Source organism: Metabacillus litoralis, assembly GCF_003667825.1.
Taxonomy (GTDB): domain Bacteria; phylum Bacillota; class Bacilli; order Bacillales; family Bacillaceae; genus Metabacillus; species Metabacillus litoralis_B.
The window spans coordinates 1,881,286-1,897,775 of record NZ_CP033043.1; the positions used below are offsets into that span (position 1 = coordinate 1,881,286).

The following is a 16,490-nucleotide window of genomic DNA, read 5'->3' on the forward strand; positions in this document are numbered from 1 at the left end:
ATAAGAACGATGGCTAAGGAAACCAAGCAACTGATGATGTGCATTAATGGTCTTAAATCTGATTTATTTCAAATTGCGGAAAATACCGGTCTAGATAGTCGGTATACGTTGGAATGTAGTATTCAATTGGATGAACTAATTAAGCGATATCATCAGGAAAATGAAAAAAACAATACTATTGAATGACTCAAAAATTCATTTAACCAAACCTCATAGAAGGATTTATTAATGATATATAATCCAACTTACATAAACTTAAAGTCTTATAAAAAAAGAACCACCTGATAGGTAGCTTTAAAGTCTAATAATTTCTTTTTCATACACTAATTCAACTAAATACTTTTCATCGATTTTCATAATTTCAAGTTGTCCATTTTGATAATCATGCAATACTGTGTAAAGACAACCGTTATACATTACTTTATCATTTACAAACATTAGAATTACCTCTCACTTTAAAGATCATTTTCTAACATATGATAACGAATGAATATTAATTAATGACAGTAAACTTATTACAAATCGGTAAATTTAATGTAAATTTCCTATCTGGTTCATTTATTAAGAATATATTTTTGCCAAAAAAAATTGGGACAGTATACTGTCCCTCTAGAATCCACCTTCCCCTCCCCCGCCATTTAGATGATTTAGATGATTAAATTGATTTCCCAACACTTCAGACTCTACATTATGATTCCCTTTGTTAACATCTGGAGGAACAGCTCCTGTTTTTTTATCAAAATATATAGCTAGTGTAATTACAATGCTTAATGGTATCAAAAAAAGCAACCAAATCACAAAATCTCCCCTTTTAGTAGTCGACATACCCAAAAATAGAGTATTCAGATTATTTTTATTTTACCATAATTTTTCCATTAACTACAGATTTTCTCCTGATTTAACTAGTTTATCTCCCTTAAATAATCAATAAATAACAATTCTATATTGTTTTTAAAATAATAATCTCAAATTGATATTTGTTTAATATCAATTTGAGATATATAATAAAAACAAGAACAAAATAGAAAGCGTTCACAACACTAACAAGACAACGTTTTTTCCATATTTAAGGAGGATTTACCATGAGCCAATTAGCTAGACAATCTAAAGTGAAGGATTTATTAGCGAAGAACAAATTCAATGAAAAAGAAATCGCAGAAATGACAGATCCGCAAATTGAATACTATCACTGGCTCTATTTTGAAGATTCTGTTTACGACTATATGTAATTTACTATATTAATAAAGAAAAAGCTTTTGTACTTTGTACAAAAGCTTTTTTGTTTTTACAATCCCCTTTTAAAGCTCATGAATCCCTAAAATACGGAACAACTTTTTAAACCACGATTACCAAAAATACGAAACATCGCCAATAATTTGATTATTTCATGCCAGAATTTTGGCCTACTTTCAATTCATATCATGTTAAAACTAGTTAATAAAGCTTATAAAATCATATCTTTTATAAAAAGTCTAAACTTTAGAATCTTGGCACACCTCTTGCATATATGTTTATCGAAAAACAAAGGGAGGGCTTAAATATGAAAACAAGTGTTGACCAACAAGTAACAAATCCAGTTATTCCTACAACAATGAAAGCTGCAGTTGTAAACGAATTCAAACAAAAACTAGAGGTAAAAGAAATTCCAGTCCCAACTCTTGAGTATGGCGAAATTTTAGTGAAAATTAAAGCATGTGGAGTTTGTCACACTGACCTTCACGCTGCACACGGTGACTGGCCGGTAAAACCAAAGCTTCCATTAGTACCTGGACATGAAGGTGTTGGAGAGGTCTTAAAGATGGCAGAAGGTGTCACTTCCATTAAAATTGGAGATATTGTTGGTATTCCTTGGTTATACTCAGCTTGTGGTGAATGTGAATACTGCTTAACTGGGAGAGAAACACTTTGTCATGATCAGTTAAATGCCGGCTATTCAGTTGACGGGGGTTATGCAGAATATTGTAAAGCACCTGCAAACTATGTTGTAAAAGTACCAGCTGGTGTTGATCTTGCTGAAATTTCTCCAATTTTCTGTGCTGGGGTTACAACATACAAGGCTTTAAAAGTAAGTGAAGCTAAACCTGGTGACTGGGTAGCGATTTATGGTATCGGCGGTCTTGGACATGTTGCACTGCAATATGCAAAAGCAATGGGCTTCAACGTGATTGCTGTAGATATTCAAGATGACAAGCTTGATTTAGCATCCGAGTTAGGAGCAGATTTAACAATCAATGGCTTAAAATGTGATCCTATTCAGGAAATTAAAGAAAAAGTAGGCGGAGTTCAAGCAGCTGTTAGTGTTGCGGTAACGAAAAAAGCATTTGAACAAGCTTATGGATCTGTTAAGCGTGGTGGAACTCTAGTCGTTGTTGGTCTTCCAAACGATGAGTTACCAATTCCAATTTTTGATACTGTTCTTAACGGTGTTACTGTAAAAGGTTCAATTGTTGGAACAAGAAAAGATCTCCAAGAAGCCGTGCAGTTTGCTGCAGATGGAAAAGTAAAAACAAATATTTCAACAGAGCCACTTGATAACATTAATGAGGTATTCGAAAGAATGGAGAAAGGTCAAATTAACGGACGTGTTGTACTAACACTTGAATAGTCGTTAATTAGTATGGACGAGGATAACTTTATTTTTGTCGAGAGTAAAATCGTCATCCCTTTATTAACTTAATTAACCATATAATAAAAAAACAAAACCATAAAAAAAGCGTTCAATTGACCAAAATTACATGGTACAAATGAATGCTTTTTATCTTTGAATGAAAAGCACAATAAAAGCTCAAGAACTGAGAATTCCTTGAGCAATACTAGTTATGAAAGACACCACCTATAAATCCATCTGTTAGTTCATAGCCAAATATAAATGATCCAATAATATAAGCTAATATGAAGGCAATAATTATTCCAACAAAGTTATTTTCAATTTGCTTTATTTTTTCATTTTTCATGGCTTTCCTCCTGCATTTACCTTTAATAACGATTATTCTTAATATTCCTACTTGAATTTAAGTTATACCGATTATATAAGCGGGTAAATACATTCAGTTAAGCTTTCAGAACAGGTTTTAAATATTTTACCAAATACATGCCATCTACAAAAAATACCCAATAAACCAATAATTAAAATTATGATTTATTTCTTCAGAAAATATTTCCCCTTTTCATAGTTCTCCTTCTTCATCTCTTCCGGTAACATGCTTCCCCCTGTTGCCCACACCAAATGAGTTGCATGAGGATACTGAAATTCGGGTTGATGAATTACATGTATTACACCTGGAAATCCTGCTAAAGCTGAAGGTTCTAAATTTATATCCTCTGTGTCAACTAACATAGTAAGCAGTTGAAACAGATGTTTATCTTCAACAGTATAAACCCCACTGATGAGTTCTTCTAAAAGCTTTCCAACAAAACCAGAAGGTCTGCCTACAGCTAATCCGTCAGCTTCTGTGACATTATCAATATCAAAATCTTGGACAGAAACTTTTTCATGTAGTCCAGTTAATAAACCTAGTAGCATTGCTGGAGAATGAGTTGGCTCTGCAAAGAAGCAATGCACAGCATCCTTAAAAATCAATTTTAAGCCGAAAGCAACTCCGCCTGGACCTCCACCCACACCACAAGGTAAATAGACGAATAGCGGTTTTTCTTCATTAACTACTATCCCTAACTCTTCTAATTGCTTTTGTAATCGCAGCGCTGCGACTGCGTATCCTAAAAACAGATCTTTCGAATTCTCATCATCTATAAAATGCATATTCTCATTTGCTTGAGCTTGCCTTCTTCCTTCAGAAACAGCTCTACTATAGTCTGAATTATACTCAATAACAGTAACACCTTTTTCTTTTAATAAGTCTTTTTTCCATTTTTTCGCATCAGCTGACATGTGCACATATACATTGAACCCTAATTTGGCACTTATGATTCCAATACTAAGTCCGAGATTACCTGTCGAACCTACAGCGATTGAATAGTGTGAAAATAATTCTCTAAACGATTTGTTAGTTAAAATGGAGTAATCATCATCATATGATAACATTCCGTTGTCTATAGCAATTCGTTCAGCATATTTTAATACTTCATAAATTCCACCTCTAGCTTTAATGGAACCTGAAATAGGTAACATGTTGTCAGTTTTCAGAAAAACTTCTTGATTTACATGCATCTTATAGTAATTCTCCATCGCCTTTTTCATTTTAGGAATACGAATAGTTAGCGATTCAATCATTCCATTTGCCTCTTTTGTTTCTGGGAAAGCCTTGATAAGATATGGTGCAAATCTTATTAGCCTTTCTTCCGCTTCCTTCACATCATCCAGCGTAATGGAAAGTTTTAATACAGCTTCTTCAAAATTCTTATATTTAGGATTCCTCCAAAATGTTTCCTCTGTTTCAATAATTCTATGTAAATTTGGATCTTCTCTTTTCCATTCTTCTAATGTTTTACCATGAATTAATTTCATTAAAATTACCCTCTTTTTATTTTTTCTTTTTCATTCCTAAAAAATAACCAATATAAAAAATAACGATTGAATAACCAATTAACATAAGAATAGGTGTTGGGATGGATAGACTAAAGTTTACAAGTGCAGAGTATGCTTTAAGGATTTGTGGTGCCAATTGATCCTTAGTAGATAGATAATATATGTTCACAATGAATAAACAAAGTATAATAAAAAATAAAGCGCGGAAAATTTGTGTTATGTTCGTTTGCTTCTTTGCTTTCGGTCCTGTTTTTTTTGCCGTTTCCATATTCTGCTCCCTTCCCAATTCTTCTTAAGTAATAACATTATATTTAACTTAGATAGTTCCTGCTTTTTAATTTTAAAAATCTCTAAAAAAAGAATTCAACTAAGCTTTTATGAAAGTGGCCAATCCAAATTTATAAAAATTAGCTAAACCTTACATTTTTGTAGGATTTTTTTAATACAATTCTTTTAGAGGTGATAAAAATGCCAAGAGTAAAATACACCGAGAGTGACATCGATTTAATGGCAAGGATGATGAGAGCAGAAGCAGAAGGTGAAGGCAAACTAGGAATGCTGATGGTTGGCAATGTTATTGTTAATCGGCTAAAGGCTAATTGTTTAGATTTTAAAGACTTACGATCAGTGCGAGATGTTATTTATCAAGTGCAGGGAGGAAATTATTCTTTTGAGGCCGTTCAAAAAGGGAATGTTTTTTACCAAAGAGCAAGAGGTATAGAAAAAAAATTAGCTAAACAAAATCTTGAATATTGGAGAGAACATCCTTCAAAGTTTGCACTTTGGTACTTTAATCCTTATGCTGCATGTCCACCTACATGGTACGATCAACCTATCACAGGACAATACAAACAACATTGCTATTACGAACCAAAGCCTAACACATGCGAAGGTGCTTACGTTTGGTAAAAGTAAATCCCCACATTTGTGGGGATTTTTGTTATTAATCTTTCGTATTAGAATCATTTGCATTTTTTGGATCGAAACATTGAAAACAAAATAGCTCTGATTGATCGTTTAGCTCTCCATTTAAAAATCCGTCAATACAATATATCGTCTTTCTACATTCAATACAAATCCCTACTTTTTCGACCATAATAATTTTCCCATACTAAAATAATTCGTAATGAACGAGTTCATTTTTTGGAGTACTATCCTTTTTACTTGGGGCTTCTCTTTGATACCCCAAACCTAAGACCGCAACAACCCTTCGATCAGCAGGAATGTGAAGGGTTTTTCTAACATATTCTTCTCTTTGTTCAGATTCTACTTCATCCTCCATATTAAAAACAGCTCCAAAAGCACAACCAAGTCCTTCGTTAACTGCTGATAACCAAATATAACTACACGCAATAGATGCATCCTGCAGCCAATACTTGCTAATTTCAGGACGCCCTGTAACAATAATCGCAGCTTGCGCTTCTTTCAACCACTTCATATATGGTGTTGAATGGTAAAGAAGATCTAATTTCTCACGATTTGTTACAACAATAAATTCTCTAGAAGGCAAGTTGTTACCAGTCGGGGCTAAACAAGCTTGATTAAGAAGTTCCTTCATCACTTCTTTTGGAATTTTTTCTTCTAAAAAACTTGTAATTTCTCTACGTTTCTTAATCACCTGAGTAAATTCCATTCTTTTCCCCTCCACAATAAAGATATATTTTATATGCATCTTTATTTCACCAAATATAGGAAAAGAAATCAATCATTTCATCTTATGTAAAGGAATTACCTTGTCATTATTACTATTTGCTAATCTTTCCATCTTTCTTTTCACTTCGATTAAATGTATTTAATACATTTTGAAAAAGTTCAGGATTATTCGTAAATACACCGTTAACTCCCCATAACAATGCGTTTTCCATTTCTTCCTCGTCATTTATTGTGTAGGGATGAATGTCAAGACCACTTTTCCTAGCCTTTTCTACATATGCTTGATCGATAGATTGAAAGTTAGGAGCAATTCCGATCGCGTATTTTTTAATAGCAGCTAGTTGTTTGTCCGAAATACAGGCTTTATCTGTATAAGCAAGAAGCTGAACTAAAGGGATGTTAGGGTTTAGCTCGTGAATTTTTTCTAAGCTTTCTGAACTGAATGATTGGATAAGCACATGGTTAGAATCATCATTATGGCTGGTAAGCTGATAGATATCTAGAAGTTCTAGTAGTTTTTCCTCCATATTTCGATATATTATTGGTGATTTTGTTTCAATATAATAATTAGCTTCTTTTCCAAACGTTTGAAAAATTTCCTCTAAAGTAGGTACTTCCAATTCTTTAAAAGCTTCGTCTGCATACTTCGGGTACATGTCATTAAACCACGAACCAGCATCCAATTTCTTAATTTCATTCAATGTCATATCTTTAACGAATCCAGTTCCATTTGTTGTACGATCCACCGTTTCATCATGCATGGCAACAAGATGACCATCCTTTGAAATTTGCAAATCTATTTCGATATAACTCCCATTAACCTTCTCCCCCAGTTTATAAGATGCAATCGTATGTTCAGGTGCATGTCCTGAAGCACCACGGTGCGCAACAATTAAATGGCTTGTATTAGATTTTGAAGAATTCACTTGTTGTGATAATGGAATTTGTAATTTAGAAATCATAAGAACAACGATCGTGATAAAGAAAAATGCCGGCGCCAATCTTTTCATATTCATACAACAAACTCCCTCAAGTAATGTATATCTCTCACTTTAAAGGGAGTTTGTAAATTTCAAGCTTCTTTTTTGTAAATTTTTTCTTTATACTTACCACCGATTTTTTTCTAGTTCAATCAGTCCATCGAAAAAACTTCATTCCAATGATGGAGCAAGAAACAAAAATCATAGCTAAAACCCCAATATCACCCAAGGCTTGTGCTGTAAAAAGCATCCCGTTCCAACCATCTCTTAACACATTTACAACATAAGTTAAAGGAACAATGATCGCTATTTTTTGTAAAATTTCAGGTAGAGCTTCAAGCGGAAGCGTTGCACCTGATAAAAACATCATCGGATACATGGCGACCATGGCGATTCCTAGTGCTGTTTGCATTCTTTTCACCAGACTAGAAACGAGAAAACCTAATGAAAAAAATGTGATCGAACAAAATGTTAATGAAAGGAAAAATTCGATTGGACTTTTTGTTAAATTCGTAGAAAATCCAAATTTTGATATAAGCAAAATTTCTATGACGCCAATATAAATCGCAAAAAATCCTTTTATAATCGTTGCAGTAAAAATGGCTTTTTGATTAATTGGCGTTCCTTTAAGCCGCTTATAAACTCCTTTTTCCCGGTCAATCACTACTTGAAGCCCCATTGAGAAAAATGCTGTTGTAAAAATAATAATCGCAATCATACTTGGAATATAAGCCTGAAAATAATCCAACCCATCATAGGAATTTGTTTTAAACATTAACCCAAATACAACAAAACTAACTCCTGGTACAATAAACGTAAAAAGTAACGCTAATGTTTCACGAAAAAATAATGTTAATTCCATTTTTGTATGTGTAATAACTGACTGCATGTTTACTCCTCCTTTAATGACCTACCGCGTATTCTAAGTAAACATCTTCCATTGAACCTTTATCATTCAATGATTGAATTAACTTAATAGGCTCATCACATGCAACCAGTTTGCCTTTTTTTATGATTGCGATTCGATCACAATGCCTTTGTGCTTCATCCATATAATGAGTCGAAAGAATAATTGTTTTACCTTCCGCTCTAAACTTGTTTATAGCCTTCCATAGTTCAAATCGTGCCTGTGGATCTAATCCAGTAGTTGGTTCATCTAAGAAAATAATCTCTGGATCGTTCACCAGCGCTAGTGCAAGAGACGTTCGCTGCTGCCAACCACCTGATAAATTTTTAACATATTTATTGAGATAAGGCTCAAGTTCAAGTGTTGAAATGATTTCTTTTAAGTCTCGTCTTTTTTCATAATAAGAACTAAATAGATTAAGTGCCTCTTTTACTTTAATCCGATCATAAAGAGCTGTTTGCTGAAGCTGAATCCCAATTTTTTGTTTCATTTCATTTGAAGCTAATATCATATCCATCCCTAAAACCCTCACTGATCCAGAATCGGGCTTTCTAAGTCCCATCATCATCTCTAATGTTGTTGATTTTCCAGCTCCATTTGCCCCGATAATACCAAGTACCTCTCCTTTTCTAACCTGTAGGGTAATTCCATCAACTGCTATAACATCTCCGTAACTTTTCACAATATGTTCAAGTTCAATTACATTTACCATCTTCCCAACTCCTTTTGTCTTGGCTCTATTTATAACCTTATCTTACAAACTGAGTCTTAATTTAATCTTAACTGAACCATATTTTACTATTAAACTTACATGTAATTGATCAAAGGGTAATGCAAAATAAAGAGGTATAACACTAATGTGCTATACCTCTTTAACAGGAAGTTCTATGATAAAATTCGTTTTCCCACGCACGGGCTTTGTATCGAGTATGATCTTCCCTTCATGCTTTTCGATAATTTTCTTTGTAATAGCTAATCCTAAACCAGAGCCACCGTCTTTCTTTCTACTTTTATCTCCTCTCACAAAGGGATCAAATAATGTATTGGTCAGGTCGTCTTTAATACCAATACCATCATCTCCAATTTCTAGACTGATACAATTCGCCTTTTTTGTTAACGTGATAAACACTGCTGTTTGTTCGGGATTGTACTTAGCAGCGTTTTCTAATAAGTTTGAAATAGCACGGTATAAAAGCTTCGAGTCAAATTCATATATCAATTTAGTAGTTGGAATATCAATGATTAGCTCCATTTTCTTCTCTGAGAATAACTGATAATATTCTACAATAACTTCTCTATAAAACTCACAAAGATCTTTTTTCTCTATATTCATTCGGGAGTCCGGAGTTTCCAGTTTTGTAAACATAAAAAGCTCATCAATTAAAATTGTTACTCTCACAGACTTATCATGGATATACTTTACATAACGTTTTACTTGTTCTTCGTCTTCCACAAAACCTTCATATAATGCTTTTGAATATCCTTGTATAGTTGTCATGGGTGTTTTTAAATCATGAGAAAGATCTGCCAACATTCTTTTCTTACTTTCTTCAAGTTGTTCTTTTTCTTCCATTAGTCGCTGCAAATTTTCATTTAATTCTTTGTATCTAAGTGATGCTCTCATAATAAACGGTAATATTCCCCCACCAAATAATGGGGGCAGAAAGCTAATCAGTAAATGCAGTTGATCAGGAAAGATGGTCTGATAAATAAGGTAAACACTAGAAACTGTATAAAGCATACTTAAACCGTACATCCATTTTAACGGCACCTGAACAACAAGGTACACATAAACAAAAACGATATATAAATACATCGGATTGTAAAAATACGCAAAAATAAGGGTAATTATAATCTCACTTGTTAATAAAAGTTTCATTAATCCCTTATTCCAGAACATCTGTCGGTAGATAATGACAAATGCAAGCATTAATAATAAACCAGGGTACATTTTATTTGGAGGTTCTTGTAATAAAAAGTAAAATGGAATACACATGTTGGCTATATACAAATATGGAAGAAGTCCTTCTTCCTTTGGAAACAGCGTGAAAGTCAAATTCATCCCTTCCCCAATATTAATAAATTTCTGAAATAAACTAGCATTATTTATTTTGATAAGGCTATTAAAATGGGGCATTCACTTTTTCTCGAAAAAAATAGACCTACTAAAAGGCCTATATATTCTTTTTTTCAAATTTGTACCCCAATCCTCTAACCGTTTTTATGTAGATTGGTTTTTTCGGATTTTCCTCAATCTTATCTCTGAGCTTTGAAATATGGACATTAATCGTGTTGTCTTCTTCACCACCAATATAATAATCATTCCATGCTCTTTCGAAAATTTGCTGCTTTGTAAACACCCTTCCAGGAGTTTCCATCAACATCTCAATAATCTTATACTCTATTTTAGTTAACTGAATGATCTTTTCCTGTTTTATAATTGCAAACGAATCCTCGTCTAAAGTAAGATCACCGACAATTTTTTTTCTGTATTTATAATCTTCTGGTTGCGTTGTTGTTTCTATGGAATAGTTATAACTCCTTCTTAAAAGTGCTTGAACTCGCGCAACAACTTCCAAAGGATTAAATGGCTTTTGAATAAAATCATCCGCTCCTAAACTCAGCCCTTCTATCTTGTCTTGATCTTCCTGCTTTGCCGAGATAATAATAATTGGGACTCTCAACGTTTCTCTTACTTTTTTAATAAGCTGATATCCATCAATAATCGGCATCATTATATCCACAAGCATTAAATCTATTTTTTCTTTCGCAATTAGTTGAAAGGCATCCATTCCATCATGGGCTTCGATAATTTGAAAGCCTTCTTTTTTCAAGTATAGGCTGAGCAATTCTGTAATCTCTGGTTGATCATCAACAATTAAAATAGTTCTACTCACCACTGGTCCTTCTCTCTATGTATAATAGATCCTTTGTCATCTATCTTTAGTATAGCAAGCTATGAATAAAGTGAATAGAAAAATTTGTCATTTTCAAACAGAGAAAAAGCTTACCTCTCTTCTTTTATAAGGTAAGCTTCTTATAAGTAGTCTATAAACAATGTAGTATTTTTAGGATTAAAGCATTTTCTTAAATGTTCTAGCTTGCTCATCTAGTTGTTGTGCGGATATGCCAATACTTTTAAACTCCTGCATCGCTTGATTAATCAATTCTTGACTGCTTGTTATTCCAGTTTGTGAACGCTGAGTTACATCACTGATTTTAACAATTTCTCCTGTAATTCCTTCGATATGTGCATTAACTTCTTGAACAGAATCTTGTACACGATTTGCTAGTTTTCTAACTTCATCTGCTACAACGTTAAAACCTCTTCCATGTTCACCAGCACGTGCCGCTTCTATCGCTGCATTTAAAGCTAAAAGATTGGTTTGCGATGCAATTTCTCTTATTGTTTTTGTAATGTTTTCAATAGAAGATGCTTTTTGTTTTAACATCTTTAATATTTCTAAGTTTTCTCCAGAATGTGAGACAAGCTCCGCATTTGCCTCTGCGACATCTTCACTTTTTGAAATTCCTTGCTCAGCCCGATCTAAAAGATCAGCCGACATTTGCTGTAAACGCGATGCAACGTCTACTGTATGATTTTCTCGTGCAGTAATATCTGTAGCAATTTTGACAACACCTTGCACGATCCCATTTTCATCTAAAACTGGTGTATAAGTAGCTTCAAGCCAAATATGTCGACCTGTTTTGGTGACACGCTGTATTTTTTCTTGAAAACTTTTTCCATTCCGTAAATTTCTCCAAAACACTAGGTATTCTCTTCCCTTAGAAAATTCTTCTGTACAAAATTTACTATGTAGAAGGTTAGGCATTTCATCCATGTGATATTCCATTGTTTTGGCAAAATTTTCATTTGCCCATAACACTTTTCCATTTGGATCAAACTCAATCATTGCAACTGATCGTTCTATTGCAGCTAGAACGGCTCCTTCCTCTAAAACTTGGGAGGATTTGGAAACGTTTGCTAATTTAGATACTAACATAATAAATGTCCTCAATTCTGCCCTAATATTTTTATGAAAAATTATTGTTCACTCATTTATCATAGTTCAAAAATACTATAGATGTAAAACTTAAACCCTCTAGATCTAGTAATATTTACACATTCTTAACATTTAATCGTTTTTCCTATTAACCTAGTAATGTCGAAAAATACGATTGATGATTTCTACAATATTCAACAAAATCAATCATAATCCCGAAATATGTATTTAACCTAAAAAATAAACACTATATCTCTATACTAAAAATGTTTTAGAGTACCTGCTTAGTACTCATTTGGACAGTAAAGGTACACACATTGTCACTTTTATTTGTGAAGACAGGTACTTCTTTTCAATATCACGTTTCTGTTTTATAATTTTTATAAATCAAAAAAGGAGGTTAAAAGATGTAGGTTGTTTTTTCTACCCAAAACTAAAATTGAATATAAGTGAGGGAGAAAAAATGAAAACACCATCTTTTAAACACCTTTGGCTCGGACAGTTACTAGCAAACAGTGGTGATGTTTTTTACATTGTTGGGCTTATGGCCATTATCCATGAGCAAACAGGATCAGCTGTTTATTTAGCAGTTGTTCCGTTTATCATCACTGTTGCGAAATTCAGTAGCGGTTTTATAGCACCACTGCTTTTGGACCAATATCGATTAAAATCGCTGTTGGTTTTTTCACAACTAGGTAAGACATTGTTCCTTTTCACTATGCAAATGGCAACGATCTTCTTCTCATGGAATCTCGTCATCACCTTTGTTTTTGTGTTTTTCATTTCTTTTTTTGATGGATGGGCAACACCAGCCAGAAATGCAATGCTGCCTCGTCTTGTCCACAGAGATGAATTAGTAAAAGCAAACAGTTTTGTTTCTACCTTAGATCAAACGGTTCAACTCGGAGGTTGGGCATCAGGAGGAATAATCGTTGCCCTAATTGGTGGGAATAAAGTGATTTGGCTCACTCTAAGCTTATTTATTCTGTCAACGTTTTTTATGCAATTGCTTAGAGATGAGACTAAACAAATTGTTAATGAAAACACAGTTTTTTCTAGATGGGAATCACTGAAGGAAGGTTGGCTTTATATTTGGGAAGTTCCGTCGCTCAGATCGATTTCTTTCATTTATGTTTTAGAATATTTTGCGAGTGCAGTGTGGATTGCAGCAATTCTCTATGTTTATGTTGATGAAATATTAGGGAAAGATCAGGCATGGTGGGGTTATATTAATGCAACCTTTTTTCTTGGTCTTGTCATTGGAGGGCTTTTTGCCGTGAAGTTTGCAAAGGGGGTTGATACACATCTTCCTAATGTTATCATCATTTCTTCATTTGGAATTTGTATTGGCACCTTTACCTTCGGGTTTACTTCATCACCGCTAGCTGCCCTCTTTCTTTCAGCATTATGTGGATTTTTAGAGCAAGTGAAAAGCATATCGTTACAAACGTCCCTACAAAGAGCTGCTTCAATTGATCAATTACCTAAAATTTATGCTGCACAAGGTACGCTGCTTTCTCTTGTTTTTGCTGTTTCCTCAGTTACATTTGGATTTTTAACAGAGTTGTACTCTGTTAGTATTTCTTTTATCATAGCAGCATTATTATTATTGAGTTCAGCAATATATTTAACTATTAAAAAGAAAATATTGTCATAGTAGATACAAATGACTAAAAAAGACACGTTAGTATGACGTGTCTTTTTTGTTTCAAAGTAATGCAGATTAAGACCTCGTTATTAAACCAGAGGTTTGCTTTTATTTTGAGTAACGATTTGAATGTATTTCTCAGACAATAGGGAGTAGTCCAACCTATTCCCCGCTCTCTTGTTTTTCCCATTTTGCAACTTCCGAACGTACCAAAGGAGCTACTTCTTTTCCTAAAAGTTCAATCGCTCTCATTACATCATCATGAGGCATGCTTCCAACTGGCACATGCAGCATAAAACGTGTGATTCCTACATTTTTTCTGAGATAAATGATTTTCTCAGCAACTGTTTTGGGATCTCCTACATACAATGCCCCCTCAAGAGTGCGAGCTGTATCAAAGCTTCCTCTTGTATATGGACTCCAGCCGCGTTCTTTACCTAATTTGTTCATCACATATTGAGTTGATGGGAAAAATTTATCGGCTGCTTCTTCTGTTGTATCTGCAATAAACCCGTGAGAATGTGAGGCTACGGTTAGCTTGGACATGTCGTGGCCAGCATGAGCTACAGCTTTTTTATATAATTGTACAAGCGGCTCAAATTGTACAGGCATTCCTCCTATAATAGCCAATACGAGCGGTAACCCAAGAATACCTGCACGAATAACAGATTCAGAATTCCCTCCACTTCCAATCCAAACTGGTAGAGGATCTTGAACTGGTCGTGGATAAACACCTCGGTTATGTATAGCTGGTCGATGTCCGCCTTTCCATGATACTGTTTCAGATTCTCGGATTTTTAATAACAATGCAAGATTTTCTTCAAACAATTCATCATAATCTTTTAAATCAAAACCAAATAAAGGGAACGATTCAATAAATGAACCTCGTCCTGCCATAATTTCTGCTCGTCCATTTGAAATGGCATCAAGTGTTGCAAAATCTTGAAAAACTCGAACTGGATCAGCTGATGATAACACCGTAACCGCACTTGTTAACCGAATATTCTTTGTTTGTGAGGCAGCAGCAGATAAAATAACTGCTGGACTAGAAGATGCGAAATCTTCACGATGGTGCTCACCAACGCCAAATACATCTAGACCAACTTGGTCTGCAAGGACAATTTCCTCTACGACTTCTCGTATTCTCTCGGCATGACTTATTACCTTGCCTGTTTTCACATCTGGTGTTGTTTCAACAAAGGTACTTACTCCTATTTCCATTGTTGTTCCTCCTATTTTTATGGATAGTTAGAATTATAACAAAAAGTTTTAAATTTCTCTTTATAAGTACTTTTACTTATTAGCAAATTAACTCTACTTCAAAGTTAATAAGCACACCTGATAATGAAATGCTTAAATGTAATGACGGATTAGAATGAATAGAACGATCTTTTTCAATACATACTCCATTCATCCTCTAACAAACCAATTCAATTGCCAGGCAAAATAAATGTAAGCCCCTCATATAAAAGTTTAAATATAAATCCACGTCAGGAAACCTCACATGTTCAAAGACAATCTCAACATGTCCGTGTCATAATCGATAACAGGAATTATTTAAACGTTAAGGGGGCATATAACAATGAGTCACGAACAGTTAAACAAAAGACTCTTGATTATTGCGACCTTCGGTATGGTTATTGCTTTTACTGTTTGGAATGCGTTTTCTCCAATCATTAATGAAATTGGAAAAATGTATGATCTTAACACAACTGAAAAGAGTATTCTTATTGCTATACCGGTTTTATTAGGGTCGGTTATGAGGGTTCCATTAGGGATCTTTACGGAGCGTTTTGGTGGTCGAAAAGTTTATACACTTTTACTCTTGTTTTTAGTCATACCACTAATGATCACAGGGTTTTCCAGTTCCTATATCATGCTTTTAATTAGTGCTTTTTTTATTGGATTAGCTGGTGCTTCATTCGCCGTTTCGATGACATTTGTATCGAAATGGACACCAAAAGAGAAACAAGGAACGGCTCTAGGAATCAATGCTTTAGGAAACATCGGTACTGCAGTGGCTTCTTTTTCTCTGCCATCACTAGTTTTAATTGTAGGAATTCAATGGATTTTCTGGGGATTAATTATTCCAGTACTTATGATGGCCGCGATTATCTGGTTTTTCACACCTGAAACAACCAACACAAATTCAACAAAAACTATAAAAAATGAGTTATCAGTACTAAAATATAAGCAAACATGGATTCTTTCGTTATTTTATTTTGTAACGTTTGGGATATTTGTTGCTTTTGGCATCTACTTACCTACTCTTCTAATGGATTTATTCCAGCTCTCAGCAATTGATGCAGGAATGAAGGCTGCAGGATTTATTGTGATTGCAACATTTATACGACCTTTCGGAGGTTATTTTTCAGATAAGTTAAACCCTGGGAAAATTTTAACTGGTGTTTTCCTCGTGATTATTTTCTGTGGCCTCCTCCTTACATTGGCAGTCGAAAACTTCTATATCATGACGTTTGCTAGCTTACTTTTAGCTTTTGCGGTAGGCATTGGAAATGGTGCTGTTTTTAAACTTGTTCCTAATCTATTCCCAACTTCTACTGGTACTGTAACAGGTATTGTTGGAGCAGCTGGTGGTATTGGTGGATTTTTCCCACCAATTTTATTAGGGGTTATTAAAGACCAAACAGGGACTTACTCGTTAGGTTTTGTTTTTCTCATTATATTAACAATCATTTGCCTTTGGTTTAATAAGAGTGAGTATGATAAAAGAATAAATACAAAACAGGTAAGAAGGATTCATATAGCAAAATAGGAATGTGAATGAACACTCCTATTTCGCTTCAACCTT

The 16,490-nt window shown here is 34.1% G+C and carries 19 protein-coding genes; 6 read left to right on the forward strand and 13 right to left on the reverse strand.

Going from position 1 to position 16,490, the window contains the following annotated elements; translation table 11 throughout:
• The first annotated feature begins 9 nt into the window (after window positions 1–9).
• The gene (locus D9842_RS09140) at window positions 10–186 is read left to right on the forward strand and encodes an aspartyl-phosphate phosphatase Spo0E family protein (protein ID WP_121662255.1); all 177 of its coding nucleotides are present in this window, start codon (window positions 10–12) and stop codon (window positions 184–186) included.
• Between the two features lie 108 nt (window positions 187–294).
• Here the strand turns inward: D9842_RS09140 and D9842_RS25820 are convergent, their stop codons facing one another.
• Window positions 295–438 (reverse strand): hypothetical protein, encoded by a 144-nt coding sequence (locus D9842_RS25820; protein ID WP_162987376.1) that lies wholly within the window; start codon window positions 436–438, stop codon window positions 295–297.
• Between the two features lie 171 nt (window positions 439–609).
• Window positions 610–798 (reverse strand): hypothetical protein, encoded by a 189-nt coding sequence (locus tag D9842_RS09145; RefSeq protein WP_121662256.1) that lies wholly within the window; start codon window positions 796–798, stop codon window positions 610–612.
• Between the two features lie 284 nt (window positions 799–1,082).
• Between D9842_RS09145 and D9842_RS09150 the strand changes: the two genes are divergently transcribed.
• Both D9842_RS09150 and adhP read left to right on the forward strand, forming a co-directional pair.
• On the forward strand, window positions 1,083–1,229 hold the full coding sequence (locus tag D9842_RS09150) for a BH0509 family protein (protein WP_121662257.1): 147 nt from the start codon (window positions 1,083–1,085) through the stop codon (window positions 1,227–1,229).
• A gap of 362 nt (window positions 1,230–1,591) precedes the next feature.
• A complete protein-coding gene (gene adhP / locus D9842_RS09155) occupies window positions 1,592–2,605 on the forward strand; it encodes an alcohol dehydrogenase AdhP (protein ID WP_121665006.1) in 1,014 nt (337 codons plus the stop codon).
• A gap of 208 nt (window positions 2,606–2,813) precedes the next feature.
• On the opposite strand, the gene D9842_RS25825 is transcribed toward adhP, so the two are convergent.
• From D9842_RS25825 to D9842_RS09165, 3 genes are all read right to left on the reverse strand, one after another.
• A complete protein-coding gene (locus tag D9842_RS25825) occupies window positions 2,814–2,954 on the reverse strand; it encodes a hypothetical protein (RefSeq protein WP_162987377.1) in 141 nt (46 codons plus the stop codon).
• Window positions 2,955–3,139: 185 nt separating this feature from the next.
• Entirely contained in the window at window positions 3,140–4,465 is a 1,326-nt protein-coding gene (locus D9842_RS09160) for a D-serine ammonia-lyase (protein WP_162987378.1), read from the reverse strand.
• Window positions 4,466–4,481: 16 nt separating this feature from the next.
• Window positions 4,482–4,754 (reverse strand): hypothetical protein, encoded by a 273-nt coding sequence (locus tag D9842_RS09165; RefSeq protein WP_121662259.1) that lies wholly within the window; start codon window positions 4,752–4,754, stop codon window positions 4,482–4,484.
• Window positions 4,755–4,954: 200 nt separating this feature from the next.
• Here D9842_RS09165 and D9842_RS09170 point away from each other — a divergent pair, with 200 nt between their 5' ends.
• Window positions 4,955–5,395 (forward strand): cell wall hydrolase, encoded by a 441-nt coding sequence (locus tag D9842_RS09170; RefSeq protein WP_121662260.1) that lies wholly within the window; start codon window positions 4,955–4,957, stop codon window positions 5,393–5,395.
• A 202-nt stretch (window positions 5,396–5,597) separates the two neighbouring features.
• Here the strand turns inward: D9842_RS09170 and D9842_RS09175 are convergent, their stop codons facing one another.
• The 7 genes from D9842_RS09175 to D9842_RS09205 all read right to left on the reverse strand — a co-directional run bounded on the left by D9842_RS09175 (window position 5,598) and on the right by D9842_RS09205 (window position 12,030).
• A complete protein-coding gene (locus D9842_RS09175; RefSeq protein ID WP_121662261.1) occupies window positions 5,598–6,119 on the reverse strand; it encodes a nitroreductase family protein in 522 nt (173 codons plus the stop codon).
• Between the two features lie 112 nt (window positions 6,120–6,231).
• Window positions 6,232–7,149 carry a glycerophosphodiester phosphodiesterase gene (locus D9842_RS09180; RefSeq protein WP_121665007.1) on the reverse strand — a complete coding sequence of 306 codons (918 nt, stop codon included), beginning with the start codon at window positions 7,147–7,149 and terminating at the stop codon, window positions 6,232–6,234.
• A 118-nt stretch (window positions 7,150–7,267) separates the two neighbouring features.
• Window positions 7,268–8,008 carry an ABC transporter permease gene (locus tag D9842_RS09185; RefSeq protein WP_121662262.1) on the reverse strand — a complete coding sequence of 247 codons (741 nt, stop codon included), beginning with the start codon at window positions 8,006–8,008 and terminating at the stop codon, window positions 7,268–7,270.
• 13 nt (window positions 8,009–8,021) lie between these two features.
• A complete protein-coding gene (locus tag D9842_RS09190) occupies window positions 8,022–8,738 on the reverse strand; it encodes an ABC transporter ATP-binding protein (protein ID WP_121662263.1) in 717 nt (238 codons plus the stop codon).
• Between the two features lie 150 nt (window positions 8,739–8,888).
• A complete protein-coding gene (locus D9842_RS09195; RefSeq protein ID WP_121662264.1) occupies window positions 8,889–10,088 on the reverse strand; it encodes a sensor histidine kinase in 1,200 nt (399 codons plus the stop codon).
• Window positions 10,089–10,200: 112 nt separating this feature from the next.
• Window positions 10,201–10,923, reverse strand: coding sequence for a response regulator transcription factor (locus tag D9842_RS09200; RefSeq protein ID WP_121662265.1), 723 nt, complete (start codon window positions 10,921–10,923; stop codon window positions 10,201–10,203).
• Window positions 10,924–11,100: 177 nt separating this feature from the next.
• Entirely contained in the window at window positions 11,101–12,030 is a 930-nt protein-coding gene (locus D9842_RS09205) for a methyl-accepting chemotaxis protein (RefSeq protein ID WP_121662266.1), read from the reverse strand.
• A 463-nt stretch (window positions 12,031–12,493) separates the two neighbouring features.
• Here D9842_RS09205 and D9842_RS09210 point away from each other — a divergent pair, with 463 nt between their 5' ends.
• A complete protein-coding gene (locus D9842_RS09210) occupies window positions 12,494–13,687 on the forward strand; it encodes an MFS transporter (protein ID WP_121662267.1) in 1,194 nt (397 codons plus the stop codon).
• A 153-nt stretch (window positions 13,688–13,840) separates the two neighbouring features.
• On the opposite strand, the gene D9842_RS09215 is transcribed toward D9842_RS09210, so the two are convergent.
• A complete protein-coding gene (locus tag D9842_RS09215; RefSeq protein WP_121662268.1) occupies window positions 13,841–14,899 on the reverse strand; it encodes an LLM class flavin-dependent oxidoreductase in 1,059 nt (352 codons plus the stop codon).
• Window positions 14,900–15,260: 361 nt separating this feature from the next.
• Between D9842_RS09215 and D9842_RS09220 the strand changes: the two genes are divergently transcribed.
• Window positions 15,261–16,454, forward strand: coding sequence for an MFS transporter (locus tag D9842_RS09220; protein ID WP_121662269.1), 1,194 nt, complete (start codon window positions 15,261–15,263; stop codon window positions 16,452–16,454).
• Window positions 16,455–16,490: the final 36 nt, after the last annotated feature.

Coding starts and splice junctions, on each gene's coding strand:
- D9842_RS09140 (WP_121662255.1), top strand. CDS start 10: ATGGCTAAGGAAACCAAGCAACTGATGATGTGCATTAATGGTCTTAAA.
- D9842_RS25820 (WP_162987376.1), bottom strand. CDS start 438: ATGTTTGTAAATGATAAAGTAATGTATAACGGTTGTCTTTACACAGTA.
- D9842_RS09150 (WP_121662257.1), top strand. CDS start 1,083: ATGAGCCAATTAGCTAGACAATCTAAAGTGAAGGATTTATTAGCGAAG.
- adhP (WP_121665006.1), top strand. CDS start 1,592: ATGAAAGCTGCAGTTGTAAACGAATTCAAACAAAAACTAGAGGTAAAA.
- D9842_RS25825 (WP_162987377.1), bottom strand. CDS start 2,954: ATGAAAAATGAAAAAATAAAGCAAATTGAAAATAACTTTGTTGGAATA.
- D9842_RS09160 (WP_162987378.1), bottom strand. CDS start 4,465: ATGAAATTAATTCATGGTAAAACATTAGAAGAATGGAAAAGAGAAGAT.
- D9842_RS09165 (WP_121662259.1), bottom strand. CDS start 4,754: ATGGAAACGGCAAAAAAAACAGGACCGAAAGCAAAGAAGCAAACGAAC.
- D9842_RS09170 (WP_121662260.1), top strand. CDS start 4,955: ATGCCAAGAGTAAAATACACCGAGAGTGACATCGATTTAATGGCAAGG.
- D9842_RS09175 (WP_121662261.1), bottom strand. CDS start 6,119: ATGGAATTTACTCAGGTGATTAAGAAACGTAGAGAAATTACAAGTTTT.
- D9842_RS09180 (WP_121665007.1), bottom strand. CDS start 7,149: ATGAAAAGATTGGCGCCGGCATTTTTCTTTATCACGATCGTTGTTCTT.
- D9842_RS09185 (WP_121662262.1), bottom strand. CDS start 8,008: ATGCAGTCAGTTATTACACATACAAAAATGGAATTAACATTATTTTTT.
- D9842_RS09190 (WP_121662263.1), bottom strand. CDS start 8,738: ATGGTAAATGTAATTGAACTTGAACATATTGTGAAAAGTTACGGAGAT.
- D9842_RS09195 (WP_121662264.1), bottom strand. CDS start 10,088: ATGAATTTGACTTTCACGCTGTTTCCAAAGGAAGAAGGACTTCTTCCA.
- D9842_RS09205 (WP_121662266.1), bottom strand. CDS start 12,030: ATGTTAGTATCTAAATTAGCAAACGTTTCCAAATCCTCCCAAGTTTTA.
- D9842_RS09210 (WP_121662267.1), top strand. CDS start 12,494: ATGAAAACACCATCTTTTAAACACCTTTGGCTCGGACAGTTACTAGCA.
- D9842_RS09215 (WP_121662268.1), bottom strand. CDS start 14,899: ATGGAAATAGGAGTAAGTACCTTTGTTGAAACAACACCAGATGTGAAA.
- D9842_RS09220 (WP_121662269.1), top strand. CDS start 15,261: ATGAGTCACGAACAGTTAAACAAAAGACTCTTGATTATTGCGACCTTC.